Genomic DNA, 19,510 nt, shown 5'->3' with positions numbered 1-19,510 from the left:
AATGCTTTTTATCTACAGAAGCTAACTGGGAGGATACGCCGACATGGCCTTTTCCACAGCCTTCCTGATCGCATCCGCTCGCGCACTTTGAGTGCCCGTATCGCTGGTTTCAGCGCTGGCGCTCCACACCGGCTGGCCGCTTTGTGCGTCGAACAGGCCGACGTGCACAACCACGACCTGTTCTTGATAGGTCCGCACGATCGGCACATTGTTGTAGACGCCATAACCGCTGCCACAACAACGGTTGTATCCGCCTCCCCCGCCGTAGTACCCGCCGCCGTAATAGTCGTCCTGAACCTGGCGCAAACGGGTTTCCACGCGCAGATCGGCGCTGACGAACAGGTCGGCCGGACGATTGTCATGCAAGGGGCGCAAGCCGCGCTGGTCGAGGGCGTTGCTGACGGCTTCGGCGACCTGCGCGGAATCCGCCCACGCAGTTCCCGGCGGCAGTTGCCCGTTCAACCAGGCCCAACTGCGGTAGCGTCCATAGTCACGAGGGGGTGCCGGGTAGGCACTGCGGTCGAAAGTGGTGGCCGCTTGCGGAGGTGCGGGCGGCAAGGGTTTGGACGTTGCCACATAAGGATTGCTGCCCTGGCAGGCGGCCAACCCCAGACAGATCACCAGTAACCCTGAACGACTTTTCATTTCGTGCTCCGATCAGACTGGCCGACAGATCCAGTGCAAGTAGCGCCCAAGCCCGGCAAAGCTTGGGTGACGACGGTGAGCCAGCTCCATTTCAAGCAAGTCCACCAACTCGACGCGAGCCTGGAACTCCACCGGCATGTAGTCGTGGAAAACCCGGACCCCGCTCTGTGTTTCGACCCGCCACAGGCTTTCAAGTTGCGCCGCGAGTTCGCGCGGATCAAGGGGCTGTTGTGGTGTGAGGCTCTGCTTTTCGCCGGCCATGTCGTTCTTGCGCATTTTGCGGAAGTGGCCTTTGAGTAGGTTGCGATAGACCAGCGCATCGCGGTTATAAAACGCCAGGGACAACCAGCCGTCGGGTTTGGTCAGTTGATGCAGTACTGGCAGGATCGCGTGGGGTTCGGCCAGCCATTCCAGAACGGCGTGACACAGCACCAGATCATAGGGTTCGGTGAGCTGGCCGAGCAGGTCCTGCCAGGGTGCTTGAATGAACGTGGCGTTCTGGCCGGCCTCGGCGAAGCGCTGGCGAGCACCTTCGAGCATGGGTTCGGCGGGCTCGGCGAGCGTGACGTCATGGCCACGCTGGGCCAGCCACAACGACATGTGGCCCAGCCCGGCGCCGATGTCGAGAACGCGCAAGGGGCGGTCCGGCAGGGTTTCAGCGAGGTCCGCCTGCAGCACGGCGAGACGGATCGCGCCCTTGGCGCCGCCATAGATTTTTTCAGCGAAGCGCGTCGCCAACTGATCGAAATGACGGTCGCTCATCAGCTGAACCGCCGTTCGCTGTCCGCGAGTTTGCTGCGTACCACTTCATTCATGTCCAACCCCAACTCACTGCACAACAGCAATAGATAAAGCACGATGTCGCCCACTTCCTGCCCGGCGTGGGCGAGCTTGTCCGCTGGTAGCTGGCGGGACTGGTCCTCGGTCAGCCACTGGAAAATCTCCACCAGCTCGGACATTTCGACGCTCGCGGCCATGGCCAGGTTCTTGGGGCTGTGAAATTGCCGCCAGTCATTGCGATCACGGATGGCGTGCAGGCGTTGGGTCAGTTCAACAAGGTTCATCGGGCTCTCCTGAAGGCGTATAGCTTCGGGGGGATGGCCAGCGATGGCAAGTGTATCGATGCGCAGCAGAACTTTGCCCCATAATCAAAAGTCGCATCCCTTGTAGGAGCTGCCGAAGGCTGCGATCTTTTGATCTATTGAACGATGAAGATCAAGATCAAGATCAAGATCAAGATCAAGATCAAGATCAAGATCAAGATCAAGATCAAAAGATCGCAGCCTTCGGCAGCTCCTACGCCGCGATCTATGGCCAAGGCTCAAGCAAGGCAATCATTCCATCATTTTTTCAAGGACGCCCACATGCAGGTAGAAAGCTTTTTCGAATGGCTCGGCCAGGCACTCGGCTCGGTTATCCGCTTTATCGTTGACGGCCTCAGCGGTCTGTTCAACCTGTTGAGCCATGCTGGCGCCAACTTCGTCGAAGGGCTTTCCCGGGCGCTGGGAATGGACACCTCGATCATCAGCATCATTGCCTTGATCCTGGGCCTGATGTTGCTGTGGTCAGCAATCAGGGCGTTCATGAATGCGTCGATCATCATGGGGATCATCTGGTTGCTGCTGGGGCTTTGGTTATTGAGCTGGATAATCCACTAACCCCCGCCCTCCTCCCCTGTGGGAGCCAAGCTCCCACAAATGGATCGCTGTAGATTCCAAATGTGTCGCTACAATGCCCGCTCCCCCAAGGAGCCTGCATGTCCAACCTGATCACTGACTGGCGCGACCGCCCGACCCATCGTCGGGTCTGGGCACTGGCCGCCCCGATGATTCTCTCGAACATTTCCGTACCGTTGGTGGCGCTGGTCGACAGCACTGTCATCGGCCACTTGCCCCATGCCCATCAACTGGGCGCGGTTGCAGTCGGGGCCAGTCTGTACACCTTTCTCGCGTGGGGCATGGGCTTCCTGCGTATGGGCACCACCGGGTTCGCGGCGCAGGCAGCCGGGCGAGGTGATGGCGCAGCGTTGCGGCAGATTCTATTGCAGGGTCTGTTGCTGACCATGGGACTGGCAATTGTCCTGGGTGCAGCGGGCGTGCCTTTGAGCGGCGTCGCGCTGCATTTCATGCAGCCCTCGGCGGAGCTCGATCAGCTGACTCGCGAGTTCTTCCACACGCGGCTTTTCGGTCTCCCGGCGGCGCTGGCCAGTTATGCATTGGTCGGCTGGTTCCTGGGTACGCAGAATGCCAGGGCGCCGCTGGCGATTCTGCTGAGCACCAACCTGGTCAACATCGCCTTGAACCTGTGGTTCGTGTTGGGACTGGAATGGGGAGTGGTCGGTGCCGCTCGGGCGTCGGTGATCGCCGAATGGACAGGCGCGCTCATCGGCCTGCTGCTGACCCGCAAAGCCTTGCGCGCCTACCCCGGGCACATTGCCTGGGCCGCGCTGGCGATCTGGCAGAGCTGGCGGCCACTGCTGGCGGTCAACCGCGACATTTTCATTCGCAGCCTCGCACTGCAATCGGTGTTTTTCCTGATCACCGTGCAGGGCGCTCGATTGGGCGATGCCACGGTGGCCGCCAACGCGCTGCTGCTCAATGGCTTGCTGTTGACGGCCCACGCGCTCGATGGATTGGCGCATGCCGTGGAAGCCCTGTGCGGGCATGCCATTGGTGCGCGGGACCGGAATGCGTTGCGCCGCTCTTTAGTGGTGGCCTGCGGCTGGTCGTTGCTGGCGAGCCTGGGCTTTGCCGTGCTGTTCCTGTTCGCCGGGCATTTGTTCATCGAGATGCAGACCGATATTCAAAGCGTGCGCGACACGGCGTTCATCTACCTGCCCTACCTGGCCGCGTTGCCGTTGATTGCCGTGTGGAGCTACCTGCTCGACGGGTTATTCATCGGCGCCACACGCGCCCGGGAAATGCGCAACGGGATGCTGTTGACGGTGGTGTTGCTGCTGCCATTTGCCTGGGCGCTGCAAGGCTTGGGCAACCATGGCCTGTGGATCACGTTCCTCTTGTTCATGTTGCTGCGCAGCCTGACGCTTGCCGCGTTTGCCTGGTATTTACGCAAGGACGATGGCTGGTTCGCGGGTAAAACTCACTGAGTCGGCGTCGCTCTGATAAAGCCTGTGACCTCATCCAGCACCGGCGCCAGTCCACGCATCGGTCGTGACAGTGTCGCCACCAGCGTGGCATGACCGGTGCGCGCAAAATACAGGTCCTGAACCGGCACCCCGGCTTCACGTAATTTCAACGCCAGGCCACCGGTGTTGCGGGTCGGGTTGACCAGCTCATCGTCGCGCGAAGCCATCAGCAAGGCTGGCGGAGCGCCGCGGCTGACATGATTGACGGGTTGTGACTGGGGTGGCGAGTTCGGCCAAAAGAACACCGGGCGCACGTCAGGATTTTCGATCGGAAGAAAATCGTACGGCCCTGCCAGACCAATCCAGCCGCTGATGTTGTGTGGCGACAGCCCAACCGTCTCCAGCAACTTCGGGTCCAGAGCCAGCATCGCGACGTTGTACGCGCCGGAACTGTGGCCCATCAGGTACAACCGCTGCGGATTGCCGGAATACTCCCGGATATGTTCATGCGTCCAGGCGACGGCCTTCGCTCCATCTTCAAGAAAGGCCGGATAGCGAACCTGCGGGTACAAGCGATAATCCGCCAGCACGGTCACGATCCCCCGCGATGCCAGAGCTTCGCCAACGAAACCGTAATCGGCCCGTGAACCGCTGTTCCAGCTGCCGCCATAGAAAAACACCACCACCGGAGCGTTTTCCATGGGGTGGTGTGGCACATACACATCGAGTTTTTGCCGGGGATCACTGCCATAGGCAATGCCTTCGGTTTTGTCGAAGGTACCGTCCGGAGTCAGGGCATTGAGCATCTTCAGCGGTGAACAGGCGGTCGCCCCCACCAGTAACATTGCCCCGATGGCCAGGTTGAACAATCGTCGGATCTTGCTCGCCATCAAGGTGAACCTCGGGTTCAGAGTTTATGGTTCTGCCACAGGTAACGCAGGCATTCGAGACGTTCCAGCTGAGTCAGTCCCGGCAGCGGTGTTGCCAGTAATGCGTGGGGGTATTGCAAGCGTAGCCACAACCAGTCATCGAGTACCGGGCGTTCGCTGAAACCCAGCGCCAGGCCCTCCTGAACATGGGACCACAGGTGGTGATAATCGGTGCCCGTTGATTGGCACCAATGCCAGGTGTGTTGTTCCAGCAAACAGGTTTGCAGCTTCTCCAGCTGGCGCGGGCTGAGGCTTTCCTCAATGCCCAGCGGGCTGACGACAAGCCCGGGATTGCTCAGTTGTTGCCAACCCTGACTGCCGATCGCCCGGTCGGCCCACGTCCCGCCAAACCAGCGTAACTGGCGAACCGGTCCCAGCCAGCAACTCAATTCACGGGCATCGCAGGCGTCGAAAAAATAACTCGCGGTGTACGGGTTGTAGTAACTCAACAGGGCTCGATGGTGCAGACCGATCGACACCGTGAGCATCCGCCGCAGATGGAAAAGCAACTGCGCAGCCGAAGCCTCACTGAACAGCAACAAGCCGGGCCACAGGTGCGCTTCGCTGTGGCATGACTCAGTCAGATGGGGACAGCCAGCAAGGTCAATCAGAACTGGGCCCTGCTCGCGCAACGCATGCAGTTCCGTACCTTCGAATATCCAGAAACGCTGCACATGGGCAAATGAGCTGTGCAGCGTTGCACTCGTCTGTGGCACACCGGTTCCGTCGAACAACAGCCATTGCGCCAATGCGCCACTCATGCGGCGTCGCTCCGGCCTGTCCCCATTGCGACCCGACAGGTGCACAGGGTCTGCGCACAATGGTGAAAACTGCCGCCGCCGGGTATCAGGCAAAGCAGCACTAAAGGCTCGCCCGAGTGCAGCAGCGCTGCTAAATTTTCGACCGTTCCGGATTTCTGTTCCGTTTCGGGCTCTAGCGCGTGCTCTGCGGTCGCAGGCGCCTGGAGAAATCCCGCGATGACCGGCTGATCCGGATCACCCTCGATAAAGCTCACCACCACTTCAGCCCCTTCGGGCAATAGTGCTGCGGATGAGGGGCACAGCTCCTCGGCCAATGGCAGCCAGCAGTGGCTGGGCGTTGCACCTTCGCCCTGATACAGCCAGTCAAACTGCACGGCCACTGACCGGGATGCATCGGGCCGTGCTTCATCGACATCGACTACCCAGGCCCGTTGGAGGCTGTGCATCCGTGGTTTCACGGCCGGTTTGGGCACGACGAGGGGTTGCTCGCAGTCAACGGCGTGGATCTGGTTGCTGTAGGGCGTCATCGGCTCCCGACTCCATCGATGTTCAATACGGGTCAACAGCCAGAGCTGATTCCACCGCGCGATCGGGTGTGCGCACAACTGCATCAACTGACCACTGCGCAACGTCATCACATCTGTACGACCGTAGGCATCGGCCTGAAGGGCCTGGCCCTCTTGAAGTCCGAACTGACGCACCGCCGGTTGCTCGCCCGCCGCCTGGAACATTTCACGCCCACCCATTGGAATGCGGCCCTGAGCATCACCGAAAACCAGGCAATGCCCACGCGGGCGATGTTCGAAGTAATAGTGAAGTCCCGCTTCAGCGCAGAGTCGCTGAAGAAACTGCAGGTCCGACTCCTGGTACTGCGTACAAAAATCACGCAGCGGATAATCGCCACTCAACTCGAAACGCCGATCCCCGTCGGCAATACCGTGCTCACGGAGCACCTGGCTGAGGATTTGCGGCACCGAGTTGGCACTGAACATTCGCTGGCTGTAGCGCTGGGACAAACAACCGAGCCGCGGCCCCAGACGCACCCGACAGCACCACGGCGTCGAGCCATGTTCCTGCCGAACCAGTTCATGCAGCTGTCCGTGAATACCGTTACCCGCTGAACCAAAACTCAAAAAAACCGAGCGGTACAGGAGACTGGCAAGGTCCAGCGCCGGGTCATCTACCCGCAGCTCCACGTCGAACACAAAAGGCTCGCTGATGGCTTCTCGACCGGTAAAAGACAGGACTTCAAGGGGGTGGTGCAGACCTGCTACATCCAGACGAAATGAACGTTCGTTGACTGGATTGAACATCGGCGATTCTCTACAAGAGGGGGGCGGCCGTGGATTCTCGCTGAGAGACATGGCCGAGTAGAGTGCCGAATTACAACTTAGGAAATGACCTACGCGAAAAGAGGACGATAGGGTTTTAATCGCCAGAAAGCAGGAAATTTCGGCAGGCAAAAAAGAAACGTCGCACCGGGCGGTCTGAAGTTTCCCGCAGTACGCGGGAAATTTTCAGACAGCCAGGTGAAACGCAGACTTACCTCAAGAAGACAGGTAAGACGAGCGGGTCAGGCCCAGACGCAGAGCATCGAGGAACTGGGTACGCTCTGCCGCGGTGATGCGCGCACTGGCGCACTTGTCACGGTAGTGGGTCATCAGCTCTTCGGGCGACAAGTGTACGTAGCGCAGCATGTCTTCGATGGTGTCGTGGGTTTCGATACCCGCGTGGTACACGCTGCCGTCGGCATTCTGGTAGATGTTCACCGAGTCGGTGTCACCGAACAGGTTGTGCATGTCACCGAGAATTTCCTGGTAGGCACCCACCAGGAAGATCCCCAACAGGTAGTCTTCACCTTCATTCAGCGCGTGCACTGGCAGGCTGGTCTCGATGCTCTGCTCGTCGACATATTGCTTGATCTTGCCGTCGGAGTCGCAGGTCAGATCCTGCAATACCGCACGGCGTAGCGGCTCTTCGTCGAGACGGTGCAGCGGCAGGATCGGCAGAACCTGGCCGATGGCCCACGTGTCCGGCAGGCTCTGGAATACAGAGAAGTTGCAGATGTACTTGTCAGCCAGTTTGTCGTTGAGTTCGTCGAGCACCTGACGGTGCGAACGCTGACGGGCTTTCAACGAGTTGTGCAGGCGACGGCACACGGCGAAGTAGCATTGCTCGGCCAGGGCTTTCTCGGCCAGGGTCAGCTTGCCATCGGCGTACTGGGTGACCACGTCGCTCATGTAGTGCGTCGCGCGCCAATAGGTTTCGGTGACCATCTCGATGTCGGTCGGACCCAGCAGGTCAACCAGCCACTGCACGGTTTCCGGCAGCGCTTCCTTGTTCTCGATCTGCGGCACGTCGTCGTTGTGCTTCTCGACGTCGGTGACCTGCACCACCAGCATGGCGTGGTGAGCGGTCAGGGAACGGCCGCTCTCGGAGAAAATGTTCGGGTGCGGCAGGCTCTGCGCGTCGCAGAATTCCTTGAGCATCCCGACCACAACACCGGCGTAATCGTCCATGTCGTAGTTGATCGAACTGGCGTTGCGCGAGTGGGTACCGTCGTAGTCGACACCCAAACCACCACCGACGTCGATGTGATCGACCGGCAGGCCCAGGTTACGCAGCTCGCCGTAGTAACGGATCGCTTCCTTGAAACCGTGCTGGTAGTCCGCCAGGTTGGCGATCTGCGAACCCATGTGGAAGTGCAGCAGGCGAATGCCCTGGTCCAGCCCCGCGGCGCGGAATCGCTCGACCACCGACAGCAGCTGTGCCGCCGACAGACCGAATTTGGATTTCTCGCCGCCGGTGTCAGCCCATTTGCTCGAAGCCAGGGACGACAGGCGCACCCGCAGACCGACCTGAGGCTTGACCTTCAGCGAGGCGGCCTCTTCGATCACCAGCTCAACTTCGGATTCTTTCTCGATCACGATAAAGACGTTGTGACCAAGCTTTTGGCCCATCAGCGCCAGGCGGATGAACTCACGGTCCTTGTAACCGTTGCAGACGATGGTGCCGCCCTTCGGTGCCAACGCCAGTACAGCCAGCAACTCAGGCTTGGACCCGGCTTCCAGGCCGATGGACACGTCCTTCGTGGCGATGATGTTCTCGATCACCGCTTCCTGCTGGTTAACCTTGATCGGGTACAGCGCGGTGTACTTGCTCTGGTATTCCAGACGCTCGATGTTCGCATCGAATGCGCCGGTCAGCTGACGCACGCGGTCTTGCAGGATATCCGGGAAACGTACGAGCAATGGCAAGGACAAGCCGCTCTTGCGCAGCTGGTCGACTTGCTCGAACAGGTCGATAGGCGAACTGGTCGGACCGTTCGGACGAACTTCGACGCGACCGGCGTCATTGATCGCGAAATACCCGGCCCCCCAATGGCGAATCCCGTAAACACTGCGGCTGTCCGCAACTGTCCATTGGCTGCCATCGTCTTTGCGTGTGCGTCGTACGGACATTGAAGTCCCCTATAAAGAAGTCATAGAGCGTCGCCTGGGTTCAGGCCGGCGCAGTCTAAAGAATGAAAATGACGGTTCGTCAACGAGGGATAGACCTCGCTGACCGCAGTGAGTTTAGAAACCGGTCAGAACAGGCTCTGTGAAAACCATGTGGGCGACACCGGACCTGCTGTGAGGACCGGATCAAGCCGAGGGTGGTTTTCACAGAGGCTGCTAGCCGCCGGACTTCTTCGCTTTGAAACCGAGTTTGATCAGCTCGGCCAAGAGTAGCTCGACATGATCGCCCTGGATTTCGATGATCCCGTCTTTCAACGCCCCACCCGTGCCACAGCGTTTCTTCAACGTCGTGGCCAGGTCCTTGAGCGCATCTTCAGCCAATGGCACCCCGGTGATGGTCGTCACCGTCTTGCCGCCACGGCCCTTGCTTTCGCGGCGCACGCGAGCAATGCCGTCGCCAGCCGGGATAACGGTCTGTTTGCAGATGCAGGCATCCACCGGTTTACTGCAATCCGGGCAATGACGACCTGCGTCGGTGGAAAATACCAGGCCACCAAGGGCGGCGAAGGATGCGGCTTTTTTGGCCACCGGCAATCCTCTTGGGAGGACAAAGACTGGCCGCAGCACTTGGGTGCCATCGACCGCGAAGCCCCACTCAGGCAGGGGCAGCGCTACTGAAACGGTAAAACCCTTTGTGGAGCGTATAAGCGTGAGGCCGTGGGACCGTGGGACCTTTGTAGGAGCTGTCGAGTGCAACGAGGCTGCGATCTTTTGACGTTAGCGTTAAAACAAGATCAAAAGATCGCAGCCTCGTTGCACTCGACAGGTCCTACAGGTCCTACAGCTCCTTCAATTCCTACGGCTCCGACACCGCCTACAACGCTTGCAAACCCGGTTCAGCTTTAAAAGGTCGCGCAGTGTAACGACAAAAAGCCGACTTGCTAAGAGCCAATCGGCGCCAATTTATGCCTCTTATGCGACGTCATCGCCGCGGGCTCTCAGATAGCGCTTCAATGCAGCCAGGGAGTCCGGGCAATAAGGCTTTTGCTGTATTTCGAGCATGACCTGATCAACAGGGAGAAAGCGCGCTTCGAGCACTTCCTCCGGTTGCAGGATCAATGGGCCATCCCACACCGCCGAAAACGCCGAACACCAGAGGCGATTCCCCGTGTCTTCGAAGAAAAAGTGATCGTGAGCGACCAGCTCCACGCCGCTCACGCCCAGCTCTTCTTCCAGCTCACGGGCAGCCGACTCGGCGTAGGTTTCAGTCGCGAGCACCATGCCCCCCGCCGCGACGTCCCAGTAACCCGGGTAGATCGCTTTGCTCAGGGTGCGCCGGTGCACGCAGAGTTCACCGGCGGAGTTGAACAGCATGATGTAGGTGCCGCGCCCGATCAGCTCGCGTTCGCGCAAATCGGAACGGACCAGGGCGCCGAGCAGATTATCCTGCTCGTCGACCCAGGCGATCTGTTCGGCATCCGAGGCCGCACGGTGGGCGACCTCTTTGTCGCTGTCGGACATGACTCAGCCCTGATTGAGCAATTGACGCAAATCGATCACCGCAGCATTGGCCCGGGAGATGTAGTTGGCCATGACCAGCGAGTGGTTGGCCAGCACACCGAAGCCACTACCGTTGAGAATCATCGGGCTCCAGACCGGTTCTTGCGACGCTTCCAGCTCACGAATGATCTGACGCACGCTCACGGTGGCGTTCTTCTTGGCCAGTACATCGGCGAAGTCGACTTCGATAGCGCGCAACAGGTGAGACAAGGCCCAGGCCTGGCCGCGAGCTTCGTAGAACACGTTGTCGATCTGCATCCACGGAGTTTCGACGATTTCTTCGTCGACCTGTGGTACCTGACCCGGCGCCACGACTTCAGTTTTCAAAGCCGTGTTCAGCTTGACCCGACCGACACTGGCCGACAGGCGTTGCGACAGCGAGCCCAGACGGGTGCCCACATCGCCCAACCAGTTGTTCAGGTTGTCGGCACGGGCATAAAACAGCGCGTTTTTCTGCGAAGGATCGGACAGGCGAGCCTGGTAACGGCTCAGGGAATTGATGCCTTCCTGATACTCGGACTCACTGGAGGGCAGCACCCAGCTCTTATTGTCAAAGTTGAAGCGCGGCTCGGCCTTGGCCAAATCAGAGTCTTCCGCCGACTGCGATTGCGAACGGGCAAAGTCTTTACGCAAGGCGCGCGTCAGATCGCGGACCTGAACCAGCACGCCATATTCCCAGCTTGGCGTGTTGTCCATCCACAGGCCCGGCGGGAAACGGTCGTTGGAAATATAGCCGCCCGGCTTGTTCAGTAGGGTCCCGGCAACGGTTTTGAGGGTTTCAACCGTGGTGTAGCCGATCACCATCTGCTTGCCTTCTTTCTCGGCAGCGACCTGGGCATTCTGTTGAACCGGAAACAGTGCAGGCTCCTGGCTCCAGTACCAGCCAAGGGCAATCGTCACAATCAGGTAGATGGCGATCAGAGTGGCCAGCGCCCGGCTGAACAGCAGGCCACCGATATAGCTGCGGGCAGCCGATTTAGGTTCAGCGGCACGTTCAGGCGCACTGCCCGCGCGGTTCTTCCAGTCCAGCATGGCGATATCCTTTCAATCACTTGAGTTCATCGGTTCGACCACAACCCTACGCCATCGTGCCTCGTTTGCCGCGCAGAATCTGATCGAGCCGCCACTATAAATGAAGCGCACTCCTTGTTGGAGCAAGCGAAGCATACGCCTCGTACACTCTCATCCAGAACAAAGCACCCTGTAGCAGCTGGCGAAGCCTGCGTCCGGCTGCGAAGCAGTCGTAAAACCTGCGCGCGAGATTTCACTGCAACACCGAGGCGCTTGTTCCTACGACTGCTTCGCAGCCGGACGCAGGCTTTGCCAGCTGCTACAGGTTTTACGCCCGCCCCGAATGCACCCGACTGACCAGTCACAAACTGAATGGAGCCTCTTTCCAGATTATTGATGCACGACACTCATCCTGACGAAAAGAGGTGCTAGCATAGAGCCACCAGTCGATCTCAGCATGCACCCTAACTAGTAGTCAGGATATGACCGAGCCAGAAGACCCCAGCCGTGAGCGCCTCAAGCACCACTTTGCCCAGCGGGTAATTCATCAGGCACGTCAAATTCTTGAGATATGGCAGCGCCTGCAACGCAGCGAGTGGTCCACGACCGACCTGTCGGAATTGAGCGAAGCCAACTTGCGCCTTCTGCGGTTCGCCGAGCGTTTCGAACAACCGGAGCACACTCACCTGGCGCGCCATATCGGTCAGGCGCTGGAAGCTGTCGACGCCAACCGTGGGCGCCTGAGCAGCGGCTTGATCACCGACCTCAATCGCTTGATGCAGCGCCTGTCGCGTACCGGCTTGCGGCATGGCGATCAACTCGACCAAACGTTCCTGCCCCCGTTGCGCAAACCGATCTATGTGCTGCTTCAGGATCATGAACGCGCCGAACGCCTGGCCAAACAGCTTGAATTCTTCGGGCTCAGCGCCCAATCCCTCGACAGTGTGGCGGCGTTCCGCTCTTCGATGGTCGAGCGATTGCCTGCGGCGATTGTCATGGATGTGGATTTCAGCGGAGCCGGTGTCGGGTTGAAACTGGCGGCCGAGGCCCAGGAAGGGCTGGATCATCAATTGCCATTGTTGTTCTTCAGTTTGAACGAAACCGACACCCCTACCCGCCTCGCCGCCGTGCGTGCCGGCGGCCAGGAGTTCCTGACCGGCACCCTCGAAGCCTCGAGCCTGCTGGAGAAGATCGAAGTCCTGACCTGCGTCGCCCAGTACGAACCGTTCAAAGTGCTGATCATTGACGATTCACGCGCCCAGGCATTGCACACCGAGCGCCTGCTCAACAGCGCCGGGATCGTCACGCGAACCCTGATCGAACCGATTCAGGCCATGGCCGAGCTGGCGGATTTCCAGCCAGACCTCATCATCCTCGATATGTACATGCCCGCGTGCACCGGCACCGAACTGGCCAAAGTGATTCGCCACAACGACCGTTATGTCAGCGTACCCATCATCTATCTTTCGGCCGAAGACGATCTGGACAAGCAACTCGACGCCATGAGCGAAGGCGGCGACGACTTCCTGACCAAACCTATCAAACCGCGCCATCTGATCACCACCGTGCGCAACCGCGCAGCACGGGCGCGCAATTTGAAAGCACGGATGGTCCGCGACAGCCTGACCGGTCTGTATAACCACACGCACATCCTGCAACTGCTCGAAGACTGCAGCTTCCGCGCCCGCCGCGAGAGCAAGCCATTGAGCTTTGCGATGCTCGACATCGACCATTTCAAACGGGTCAACGACAGCCATGGCCACCCCATGGGCGACCGGGTCATCAAAAGCCTGGCGTTGTTCTTGAAGCAGCGCTTGCGCAAGACCGACTTCATTGGCCGCTACGGTGGTGAAGAGTTCGCTATCGTGATGCCGGACACCGATCTTGAGTCGGCCCATAAAGTGCTCGATGAAATTCGCCAGCGTTTTGCCGAGATTCACTATCCAGCCCAGCCGCAGGATCTTTGGTGCACGTTCAGCGCCGGTGTTGTGGACCTTAATGAAGACTGTGACAGCCTGATGATGGCGAGCCAGGCAGACGAGGCGCTGTACCGGGCCAAGCATGCCGGGCGCAACCGGGTGCAGTCCGCGCGCGCATCAAAGCAAAGTGCCATCTTTTCATCGGAATCCAGCGATCTGGTCATAACCCTGTAACAGAAACGCAATAACTTCAGGCGCTTACCATTCTGCCGTTGGTAGTCCCGCGATGCGCCTGAAGCTGCTGACCAATCTCAACACCCTCCTTTTAGTCGCCGTGTGCCTGGCCCTTGGCGCCACGCTGTGGTGGTCGCAAAAAGCCCTCGAACGCCCTTATCTATTAATGGAGCGTTACCTGGGGCTGTCCCAGCAATTTCAGAATGGCGTGGCGCGTAACGTCGAGGATTACCTCACCAGCGGCGATGCCCTGCGCCTCAGCAGCGCCAGCCAGGCAATCGACGACCTGAACAAAGAACTCGGCGAGTTACCCCAGGCGTTGGCCGACACCTTGCGTCCAAGCCTGTCTAACCTCGAAGCATTCAGCAAAACCGACTTGCTCGCCGCCGGCAAACTCGCGGGCGACCCACAGGCCTTGCTGTTGCAAGCCGAACGAGAGCTGGGGGCCAGTCTTGACCAGCTCAGCCAGTACGCCAGCACTAACGCGGCTTACCTGACGCCGCTGCTCGCCGCCTCTCAACACCTGAGCAAGCTGTCGCTGGCACGGGAAAAACTGGTGAGCAGCGGTCGCAGTGAACTGGCCGCCGACGTCGAACGCGAAGTCGCCAACATCCGCACTCAGGCTGAACGGCTGGATGCCTTGCCACTGTTGGGCGTGACCAGCAGCAGCGAGTCGAACACCGATGATTTCGCCGCATTGATGGGGCTGGAAAACAACGAGAAAGCCGTGGCTGAAGATGCGGGTGTCGGGCTCAAACGCGAACTCAACAGCTTGCTGAGCCGGTATCCGTCAGAACTTGAACGCACCCGCGAACAGATTCACAAACGCAGCGAACTCGGCGCGGCCACGCACCAGAAGATCACTGACGTACAACACGTCATTGCCGGCCTGGAACCCGTGGTGCGCGCACAACATGGGCAAATCCAGAGTGAAGTGCGACTGATACAAGGGGTGATGATCGGGCTGATCCTGTTGATTGCCTTGCTCATCGATACGCTGCAGCGCCGTCTGGCGCGTACGCTGACCAACCTGGCACCGGCCCTGTCGACCTGGGCCGAAGGCGACTTCAGCCGGGACATCGAGCTGGGCAACACCAACCGCGAATTGCATGACATTCAATTGTCGCTCAACCGCTTGCGCGCCTACCTGGTTGACCTGGTGGGAACCATCCGCCTCAACGCCGAACAAGTCGCCGGCAGCAGTCGGACCTTGGCCGAATTAAGTAACGATCTGCACAGCGGCGCTGAACACCAGGCCGGTGACACGGCGCTGATCCGCGATTCCCTTGGGGAACTGGAAGCGACCATCCAACAGGTCGCCGGCGATGCCAGCCAGGCTGCCGACGCCAGCCGCCATGCCGGATTGGCGGTGGCGCACGGGCAGAAAGTCATCGGCTTGAGCCTCACCGGGCTGCATTCGCTTGTCGGAGAAGTGCAAGGCAACGCGCAGATGATCGAACACCTGGCCGAGGAGTCCGCCACCATCGGCGGTGTCCTGACGGTGATCCGCTCGATTGCCGACCAGACCAATCTCCTGGCCCTGAATGCCGCCATCGAAGCCGCCCGCGCAGGGGAAATGGGTCGGGGGTTTGCGGTGGTGGCCGAGGAAGTCCGCTCGTTGGCGCAACGCACGGCGGGGGCTACGGCGGAAATTCAGACGCTGATTGCCGGCCTGCAAACGGCGGCGCGTCAATCGGTTGAAGGCATGCGCGCACAGGTCGAACACGCCGAAGCCACCGCTCACCAGGCCCAGGCAGCCGACGGTGCGCTGGATAAAATCGTCGGCGCAATTCAAACCATCTCCGACACGGCAGTGCGCATCGCCGATGTCACCGCTCAGCAAAGCGGCGCTGTCAGTGAGATCCGCGATCACAGTGAGCGAATTCATCAATTGGGTGGGGATAACCTGCTGCGGATTGGCGAGGGACGCGAACAAGGCGAGCATTTGCTGGTGCTCGGCGGACGGTTGCACACGGCCGTTCAGGCTTTCCGCGTCTGATAGGCCGCTATCATGCCCTCACCTTCGATACGCTTGTTCGTCATGCGCCGTTCTCTCTGCCTGCTGTTTTTTGTGCTCGCCCTGCCGGCCCGTGCCGCCGGGATGCTCCGAATTACCTGGACCGGGTTCTCGCCGGAGCCAGATCTTCCAGTATTCCACTGTTGGCGCGCCGATCTGCGAGTCATCGGCGAGGTCGCCGCGCGAGACTTCGCCGAACGTGTTCAGAAGGCGAATGACCGGATTTAATCGCTCGGTCATATATTTCGCGCAAACATCGGCCATCGTGCTGGCTATTGCATAGAACTGGACAGTCACAAAGGCTTTGCGGCATAGTCGCCGAGTTCTGACAATTGCTCACAGATAACAAGGAACAGCAGATGGCAACCTTACTGGTTCTGCACGGACCCAACCTGAACTTGCTCGGCACCCGCGAACCGGGCACCTATGGCGCGACGACGCTGGCGCAGATCAACCAGGACCTGGAACGCCGTGCCCGTGAAGCCGGTCACCATCTGCTCTACCTGCAAAGCAACGCCGAGTACGAATTGATCGACCGCATCCACGCCGCGAAAGGCGAAGGTGTGGACTTCATTTTGATCAACCCAGCAGCTTTTACACACACAAGCGTCGCATTACGTGACGCGCTGCTGGCGGTGAGCATCCCATTCATCGAAGTGCATTTGTCCAACGTGCACAAACGCGAACCTTTCCGCCATCACTCTTACTTCTCTGACGTAGCGGTGGGAGTGATCTGCGGCCTTGGCGCCAGCGGTTATCGACTGGCCCTGGAGGCCGCCCTAGAGCAGCTTGAACAACAAGCTATACGCCCCTGACCGACCCTTGGGAGTTGATGATTCATGGATATCCGTAAAGTTAAGAAACTGATCGAATTGCTGGAAGAGTCCGGCATCGACGAGCTCGAGATCAAAGAAGGCGAAGAGTCCGTACGTATCAGCCGCCACAGCAAGACTCCAGCTCAGCAGTACTACGCACCCGCTCCCATGCATGCTCCGGCGCCTGCGCCAGTTGCCGCTGCTCCGGTTGCCGCTGCCGCGCCTGCTGCTCCGGCCGCGCCAGTTCTGAACGGCACTGTTGCCCGTTCGCCTATGGTCGGCACCTTCTATCGCAAATCTTCGCCAAGCTCGCCGTCCTTCGTTGAAGTTGGCCAGACCGTGAAGAAAGGCGACACCCTGTGCATCGTTGAAGCGATGAAGATGATGAACCACATCGAAGCTGAAACCAGCGGTGTGATCGAATCCATTCTCGTCGAAGACGGCCAGCCGGTTGAGTACGACCAACCGCTGTTCACCATCGTTTGAACCGCGGAGAAACTTTGATGACTGCGAAGTTGGAAAAAGTTCTGATCGCCAACCGCGGTGAGATTGCCCTGCGGATTCTGCGTGCCTGCAAAGAGATGGGCATCAAGACTGTCGCTGTTTACTCCAAAGCTGACAAAGAGCTGATGCACCTGGGTCTGGCAGACGAATCCGTCTGCATCGGCCCGGCATCGGCCGCGCACTCTTACCTGCACATTCCGGCAATCATCGCCGCTGCTGAAGTGACCGGCGCTACCGCCATTCACCCAGGCTACGGTTTCCTTGCGGAAAACGCTGATTTTGCTGAACAGGTCGAGAACTCCGGCTTCGCGTTCATTGGCCCGAAAGCCGACACCATCCGCCTGATGGGCGACAAGGTATCGGCCAAGCACGCCATGATCGCTGCTGGCGTTCCAACCGTTCCGGGTTCCGACGGCCCGCTGCCTGAAGACGAAGAAACCGCTCTGCGCATTGGTCGCGAAGTCGGTTATCCGGTGATCATCAAAGCCGCTGGCGGCGGTGGTGGTCGCGGCATGCGCGTTGTGCATAAAGAAGAAGACCTGATCTCCTCGGCAAAACTGACCCGCTCCGAAGCTGGCGCGGCGTTCGGCAACCCGATGGTCTATCTGGAAAAGTTCCTGACCAACCCACGCCACGTGGAAGTCCAGGTTCTTTCCGACGGCCAGGGCCACGCCATCCATCTGGGCGACCGCGATTGCTCGCTGCAACGTCGTCACCAGAAGGTTCTCGAAGAAGCGCCGGCACCGGGCATCGACGAGAAGGCTCGCCAGGAAGTGCTCGCTCGCTGCGTCAAGGCGTGCATCGACATCAATTACCGCGGCGCGGGCACTTTCGAGTTCCTGTACGAGAACGGGGCGTTCTATTTCATCGAAATGAACACCCGCGTTCAAGTTGAGCACCCGGTCACTGAAATGGTCACCGGCATCGACATCGTCAAGGAGATGCTCAGCATCGCCGCTGGCAACAAGCTGTCGTACACCCAGGATGACGTGGTCATCCGCGGTCACGCGCTGGAATGCCGGATCAACGCTGAAGACCCGAAAACCTTCATGCCAAGCCCGGGCACGGTCAAGCATTTCCACGCTCCAGGCGGCAACGGCGTTCGCGTCGATTCGCACCTGTACAGTGGCTATGCCGTTCCGCCGAACTACGATTCGTTGATCGGCAAGCTGATCACCTACGGCGCAACCCGTGACGAAGCGTTGGCGCGCATGCGCAATGCGCTGGACGAAATCGTTGTCGACGGGATCAAAACCAACATCCCGCTGCACCGCGACCTGGTCCGCGATGAAGGCTTCTGCAAAGGTGGTATCAACATCCACTACCTGGAACACAAGCTGGCTGGCGACAAGCACTAAGCTTTAGCCTGATCAACAAAGCCGCCTTCGGGCGGCTTTGTTGTTTCTGGACATTGCAGCACACAGAACCGCTGTGGCGAGAGAGCTTGCTCCCGCTCGGTTGCGCAGCAACCGCAAGACCATTAACCGCGATGTATCAGATAGAGCCTGCTCTGCCATTTTCGGGACCGCTCCGCGCTCCAGCGGGAGCAAGCTCCTCGCCACAGGGCATTCGTTTACTTGCGAACCCTGCCTACCCGGTCGTTTTCTACCCCGCGCTCGCGTAAACTTGCGCGCTTCTCGCAGCCCGCTAGGCTGCAATCAATATTTTTCAAAGGTGCCCGCCATGCCTTGGCTGCAAGTCCGTCTCGCCATCAGCCCAGAACAAGCCGAAACCTACGAAGACGCTTTCCTTGAAGTGGGCGCCGTGTCGGTAACGTTCATGGACGCCGAAGATCAGCCGATCTTCGAGCCGGAACTCAACACCACGCCTCTCTGGTCGCACACGCACCTGCTGGCCCTGTTCGAAGATGGCACCGAAGCAGCCAGCGTGCTGGCCCACCTTGAACTGTTGACCGGCAGCCCGCTGCCCGAGCATCACAGCGAAATCATTGAAGACCAGGATTGGGAACGCAGCTGGATGGACGATTTCCAGCCAATGCGCTTCGGTCTACGCCTGTGGATCGTTCCAAGCTGGCACGCCGCGCCTGAACCCGACGCCGTGAACATTCTGCTGGACCCCGGCCTGGCATTTGGCACCGGCACTCACCCGACCACCGCACTGTGCCTGGAATGGCTGGACGGCCAGGACCTGAAAGACTGCAACGTGCTGGACTTCGGTTGTGGCTCGGGGATTCTGGCAATTGCCGCCCTGTTGCTGGGTGCCAAGGAAGCGGTCGGTACCGACATCGACGTGCAGGCGCTGGAAGCCTCGCGCGACAACGCCGGGCGCAACAACATCGCTGAAGCGCTCTTCCCGCTTTACCTGCCAGAAGACCTGCCACAGGTTCAGGCCGACGTGCTGGTTGCCAACATTCTCGCAGGCCCGCTGGTGTCCCTGGCGCCGCAGCTGTCCTGCCTGGTCAAGCCAGGTGGCCGCCTGGCACTGTCGGGCATCCTCGCCGAACAAGGTGAAGATGTCGCCAAAGCCTACGCCCAGGACTTCGATCTGGACCCGATCGCCAATCGCGATGGCTGGGTGCGCATCACTGGCCGTCGGCGCTAGAATGAGCGCC

Annotated in this window: 19 protein-coding genes; 8 read left to right on the top strand and 11 right to left on the bottom strand. The window is 59.7% G+C overall.

Translation table 11 applies throughout. The annotated features are described in order from the left end of the window. Nucleotides 1–21: 21 nt before the first annotated feature. The 3 genes from ACA063_RS03035 to ACA063_RS03025 are packed head-to-tail and all read right to left on the bottom strand — an operon-like array spanning nt 22 to nt 1,709. Nucleotides 22–645 carry a DUF4136 domain-containing protein gene (locus tag ACA063_RS03035; RefSeq protein WP_497664739.1) on the bottom strand — a complete coding sequence of 208 codons (624 nt, stop codon included), beginning with the start codon at nt 643–645 and terminating at the stop codon, nt 22–24. Between the two features lie 12 nt (nt 646–657). Next, nucleotides 658–1,407: a methyltransferase domain-containing protein gene (locus ACA063_RS03030; protein ID WP_194691520.1), complete on the bottom strand. Its 750-nt coding sequence runs from the start codon at nt 1,405–1,407 to the stop codon at nt 658–660. After that, the gene (locus tag ACA063_RS03025) at nt 1,407–1,709 is read right to left on the bottom strand and encodes a MazG-like family protein (RefSeq protein WP_162439118.1); all 303 of its coding nucleotides are present in this window, start codon (nt 1,707–1,709) and stop codon (nt 1,407–1,409) included. The genes ACA063_RS03030 and ACA063_RS03025 overlap by 1 nt, the downstream gene beginning before the upstream one ends. A gap of 300 nt (nt 1,710–2,009) precedes the next feature. Between ACA063_RS03025 and ACA063_RS03020 the strand changes: the two genes are divergently transcribed. Together ACA063_RS03020 and ACA063_RS03015 are read left to right on the top strand one after the other, a co-directional pair. Continuing rightward, on the top strand, nt 2,010–2,303 hold the full coding sequence (locus ACA063_RS03020; protein ID WP_162439119.1) for a hypothetical protein: 294 nt from the start codon (nt 2,010–2,012) through the stop codon (nt 2,301–2,303). Nucleotides 2,304–2,401: 98 nt separating this feature from the next. Then, the gene (locus tag ACA063_RS03015; protein ID WP_497664738.1) at nt 2,402–3,751 is read left to right on the top strand and encodes an MATE family efflux transporter; all 1,350 of its coding nucleotides are present in this window, start codon (nt 2,402–2,404) and stop codon (nt 3,749–3,751) included. On the opposite strand, the gene ACA063_RS03010 is transcribed toward ACA063_RS03015, so the two are convergent. The 7 genes from ACA063_RS03010 to ACA063_RS02980 form a co-directional block, all read right to left on the bottom strand. Continuing rightward, a complete protein-coding gene (locus tag ACA063_RS03010) occupies nt 3,745–4,575 on the bottom strand; it encodes an alpha/beta hydrolase (protein WP_497666463.1) in 831 nt (276 codons plus the stop codon). The genes ACA063_RS03015 and ACA063_RS03010 overlap by 7 nt on opposite strands. 62 nt (nt 4,576–4,637) lie before the next feature. Further along, nucleotides 4,638–5,420, bottom strand: a complete 783-nt coding sequence (locus ACA063_RS03005) for a DUF4123 domain-containing protein (RefSeq protein ID WP_497664737.1) — start codon at nt 5,418–5,420, stop codon at nt 4,638–4,640. After that, nucleotides 5,417–6,733 carry a type VI secretion system Vgr family protein gene (locus tag ACA063_RS03000; RefSeq protein ID WP_497664736.1) on the bottom strand — a complete coding sequence of 439 codons (1,317 nt, stop codon included), beginning with the start codon at nt 6,731–6,733 and terminating at the stop codon, nt 5,417–5,419. Before ACA063_RS03000 ends, ACA063_RS03005 begins: the two co-directional genes overlap by 4 nt. Before the next feature lie 234 nt (nt 6,734–6,967). Then, nucleotides 6,968–8,881 carry an arginine decarboxylase gene (gene speA / locus ACA063_RS02995; protein WP_497664735.1) on the bottom strand — a complete coding sequence of 638 codons (1,914 nt, stop codon included), beginning with the start codon at nt 8,879–8,881 and terminating at the stop codon, nt 6,968–6,970. Between the two features lie 213 nt (nt 8,882–9,094). Beyond that, nucleotides 9,095–9,466, bottom strand: coding sequence for a translation initiation factor Sui1 (locus tag ACA063_RS02990; RefSeq protein ID WP_090176030.1), 372 nt, complete (start codon nt 9,464–9,466; stop codon nt 9,095–9,097). A gap of 384 nt (nt 9,467–9,850) precedes the next feature. Further along, nucleotides 9,851–10,399, bottom strand: coding sequence for an NUDIX hydrolase (locus tag ACA063_RS02985; protein ID WP_497664734.1), 549 nt, complete (start codon nt 10,397–10,399; stop codon nt 9,851–9,853). Between the two features lie 3 nt (nt 10,400–10,402). Next, the gene (locus ACA063_RS02980) at nt 10,403–11,470 is read right to left on the bottom strand and encodes a DUF2333 family protein (protein WP_162439125.1); all 1,068 of its coding nucleotides are present in this window, start codon (nt 11,468–11,470) and stop codon (nt 10,403–10,405) included. 461 nt (nt 11,471–11,931) lie between these two features. Here ACA063_RS02980 and gcbA point away from each other — a divergent pair, with 461 nt between their 5' ends. After that, on the top strand, nt 11,932–13,602 hold the full coding sequence (gene gcbA / locus ACA063_RS02975; RefSeq protein ID WP_497664733.1) for a diguanylate cyclase GcbA: 1,671 nt from the start codon (nt 11,932–11,934) through the stop codon (nt 13,600–13,602). Nucleotides 13,603–13,654: 52 nt separating this feature from the next. After that, complete coding sequence (locus ACA063_RS02970) at nt 13,655–15,601, top strand: methyl-accepting chemotaxis protein (protein ID WP_497664732.1); 1,947 nt, start codon at nt 13,655–13,657, stop codon at nt 15,599–15,601. A gap of 18 nt (nt 15,602–15,619) precedes the next feature. On the opposite strand, the gene ACA063_RS02965 is transcribed toward ACA063_RS02970, so the two are convergent. Continuing rightward, nucleotides 15,620–15,916 carry a hypothetical protein gene (locus ACA063_RS02965; protein WP_497666607.1) on the bottom strand — a complete coding sequence of 99 codons (297 nt, stop codon included), beginning with the start codon at nt 15,914–15,916 and terminating at the stop codon, nt 15,620–15,622. Between the two features lie 62 nt (nt 15,917–15,978). Here ACA063_RS02965 and aroQ point away from each other — a divergent pair, with 62 nt between their 5' ends. The 4 genes from aroQ (at nt 15,979) to prmA (ending at nt 19,500) form a co-directional block, all read left to right on the top strand. After that, nucleotides 15,979–16,434 (top strand): type II 3-dehydroquinate dehydratase, encoded by a 456-nt coding sequence (aroQ, locus tag ACA063_RS02960; RefSeq protein WP_010463880.1) that lies wholly within the window; start codon nt 15,979–15,981, stop codon nt 16,432–16,434. A gap of 24 nt (nt 16,435–16,458) precedes the next feature. Continuing rightward, nucleotides 16,459–16,920: an acetyl-CoA carboxylase biotin carboxyl carrier protein gene (gene accB, locus ACA063_RS02955; protein ID WP_054044024.1), complete on the top strand. Its 462-nt coding sequence runs from the start codon at nt 16,459–16,461 to the stop codon at nt 16,918–16,920. 17 nt (nt 16,921–16,937) lie between these two features. Beyond that, entirely contained in the window at nt 16,938–18,296 is a 1,359-nt protein-coding gene (gene accC, locus ACA063_RS02950; RefSeq protein ID WP_162439129.1) for an acetyl-CoA carboxylase biotin carboxylase subunit, read from the top strand. Nucleotides 18,297–18,621: 325 nt separating this feature from the next. Further along, the gene (gene prmA, locus ACA063_RS02945) at nt 18,622–19,500 is read left to right on the top strand and encodes a 50S ribosomal protein L11 methyltransferase (RefSeq protein WP_497664731.1); all 879 of its coding nucleotides are present in this window, start codon (nt 18,622–18,624) and stop codon (nt 19,498–19,500) included. Nucleotides 19,501–19,510: the final 10 nt, after the last annotated feature.

Source organism: Pseudomonas sp. LBUM1643 (assembly GCF_059716215.1).
Note: the sequence above shows the minus strand (reverse complement) of the source record. Positions and strands in the feature narration are given on the sequence as shown.

Coding starts and splice junctions, on each gene's coding strand:
- ACA063_RS02970 (WP_497664732.1), top strand. CDS start 13,655: ATGCGCCTGAAGCTGCTGACCAATCTCAACACCCTCCTTTTAGTCGCC.
- ACA063_RS03030 (WP_194691520.1), bottom strand. CDS start 1,407: ATGAGCGACCGTCATTTCGATCAGTTGGCGACGCGCTTCGCTGAAAAA.
- ACA063_RS03010 (WP_497666463.1), bottom strand. CDS start 4,575: ATGTTACTGGTGGGGGCGACCGCCTGTTCACCGCTGAAGATGCTCAAT.
- ACA063_RS02985 (WP_497664734.1), bottom strand. CDS start 10,399: ATGTCCGACAGCGACAAAGAGGTCGCCCACCGTGCGGCCTCGGATGCC.
- ACA063_RS03005 (WP_497664737.1), bottom strand. CDS start 5,420: ATGAGTGGCGCATTGGCGCAATGGCTGTTGTTCGACGGAACCGGTGTG.
- aroQ (WP_010463880.1), top strand. CDS start 15,979: ATGGCAACCTTACTGGTTCTGCACGGACCCAACCTGAACTTGCTCGGC.
- prmA (WP_497664731.1), top strand. CDS start 18,622: ATGCCTTGGCTGCAAGTCCGTCTCGCCATCAGCCCAGAACAAGCCGAA.
- ACA063_RS03000 (WP_497664736.1), bottom strand. CDS start 6,733: ATGTTCAATCCAGTCAACGAACGTTCATTTCGTCTGGATGTAGCAGGT.
- ACA063_RS03015 (WP_497664738.1), top strand. CDS start 2,402: ATGTCCAACCTGATCACTGACTGGCGCGACCGCCCGACCCATCGTCGG.
- ACA063_RS02980 (WP_162439125.1), bottom strand. CDS start 11,470: ATGCTGGACTGGAAGAACCGCGCGGGCAGTGCGCCTGAACGTGCCGCT.
- accC (WP_162439129.1), top strand. CDS start 16,938: ATGACTGCGAAGTTGGAAAAAGTTCTGATCGCCAACCGCGGTGAGATT.
- ACA063_RS03025 (WP_162439118.1), bottom strand. CDS start 1,709: ATGAACCTTGTTGAACTGACCCAACGCCTGCACGCCATCCGTGATCGC.
- accB (WP_054044024.1), top strand. CDS start 16,459: ATGGATATCCGTAAAGTTAAGAAACTGATCGAATTGCTGGAAGAGTCC.
- ACA063_RS03035 (WP_497664739.1), bottom strand. CDS start 645: ATGAAAAGTCGTTCAGGGTTACTGGTGATCTGTCTGGGGTTGGCCGCC.
- ACA063_RS03020 (WP_162439119.1), top strand. CDS start 2,010: ATGCAGGTAGAAAGCTTTTTCGAATGGCTCGGCCAGGCACTCGGCTCG.
- gcbA (WP_497664733.1), top strand. CDS start 11,932: ATGACCGAGCCAGAAGACCCCAGCCGTGAGCGCCTCAAGCACCACTTT.
- speA (WP_497664735.1), bottom strand. CDS start 8,881: ATGTCCGTACGACGCACACGCAAAGACGATGGCAGCCAATGGACAGTT.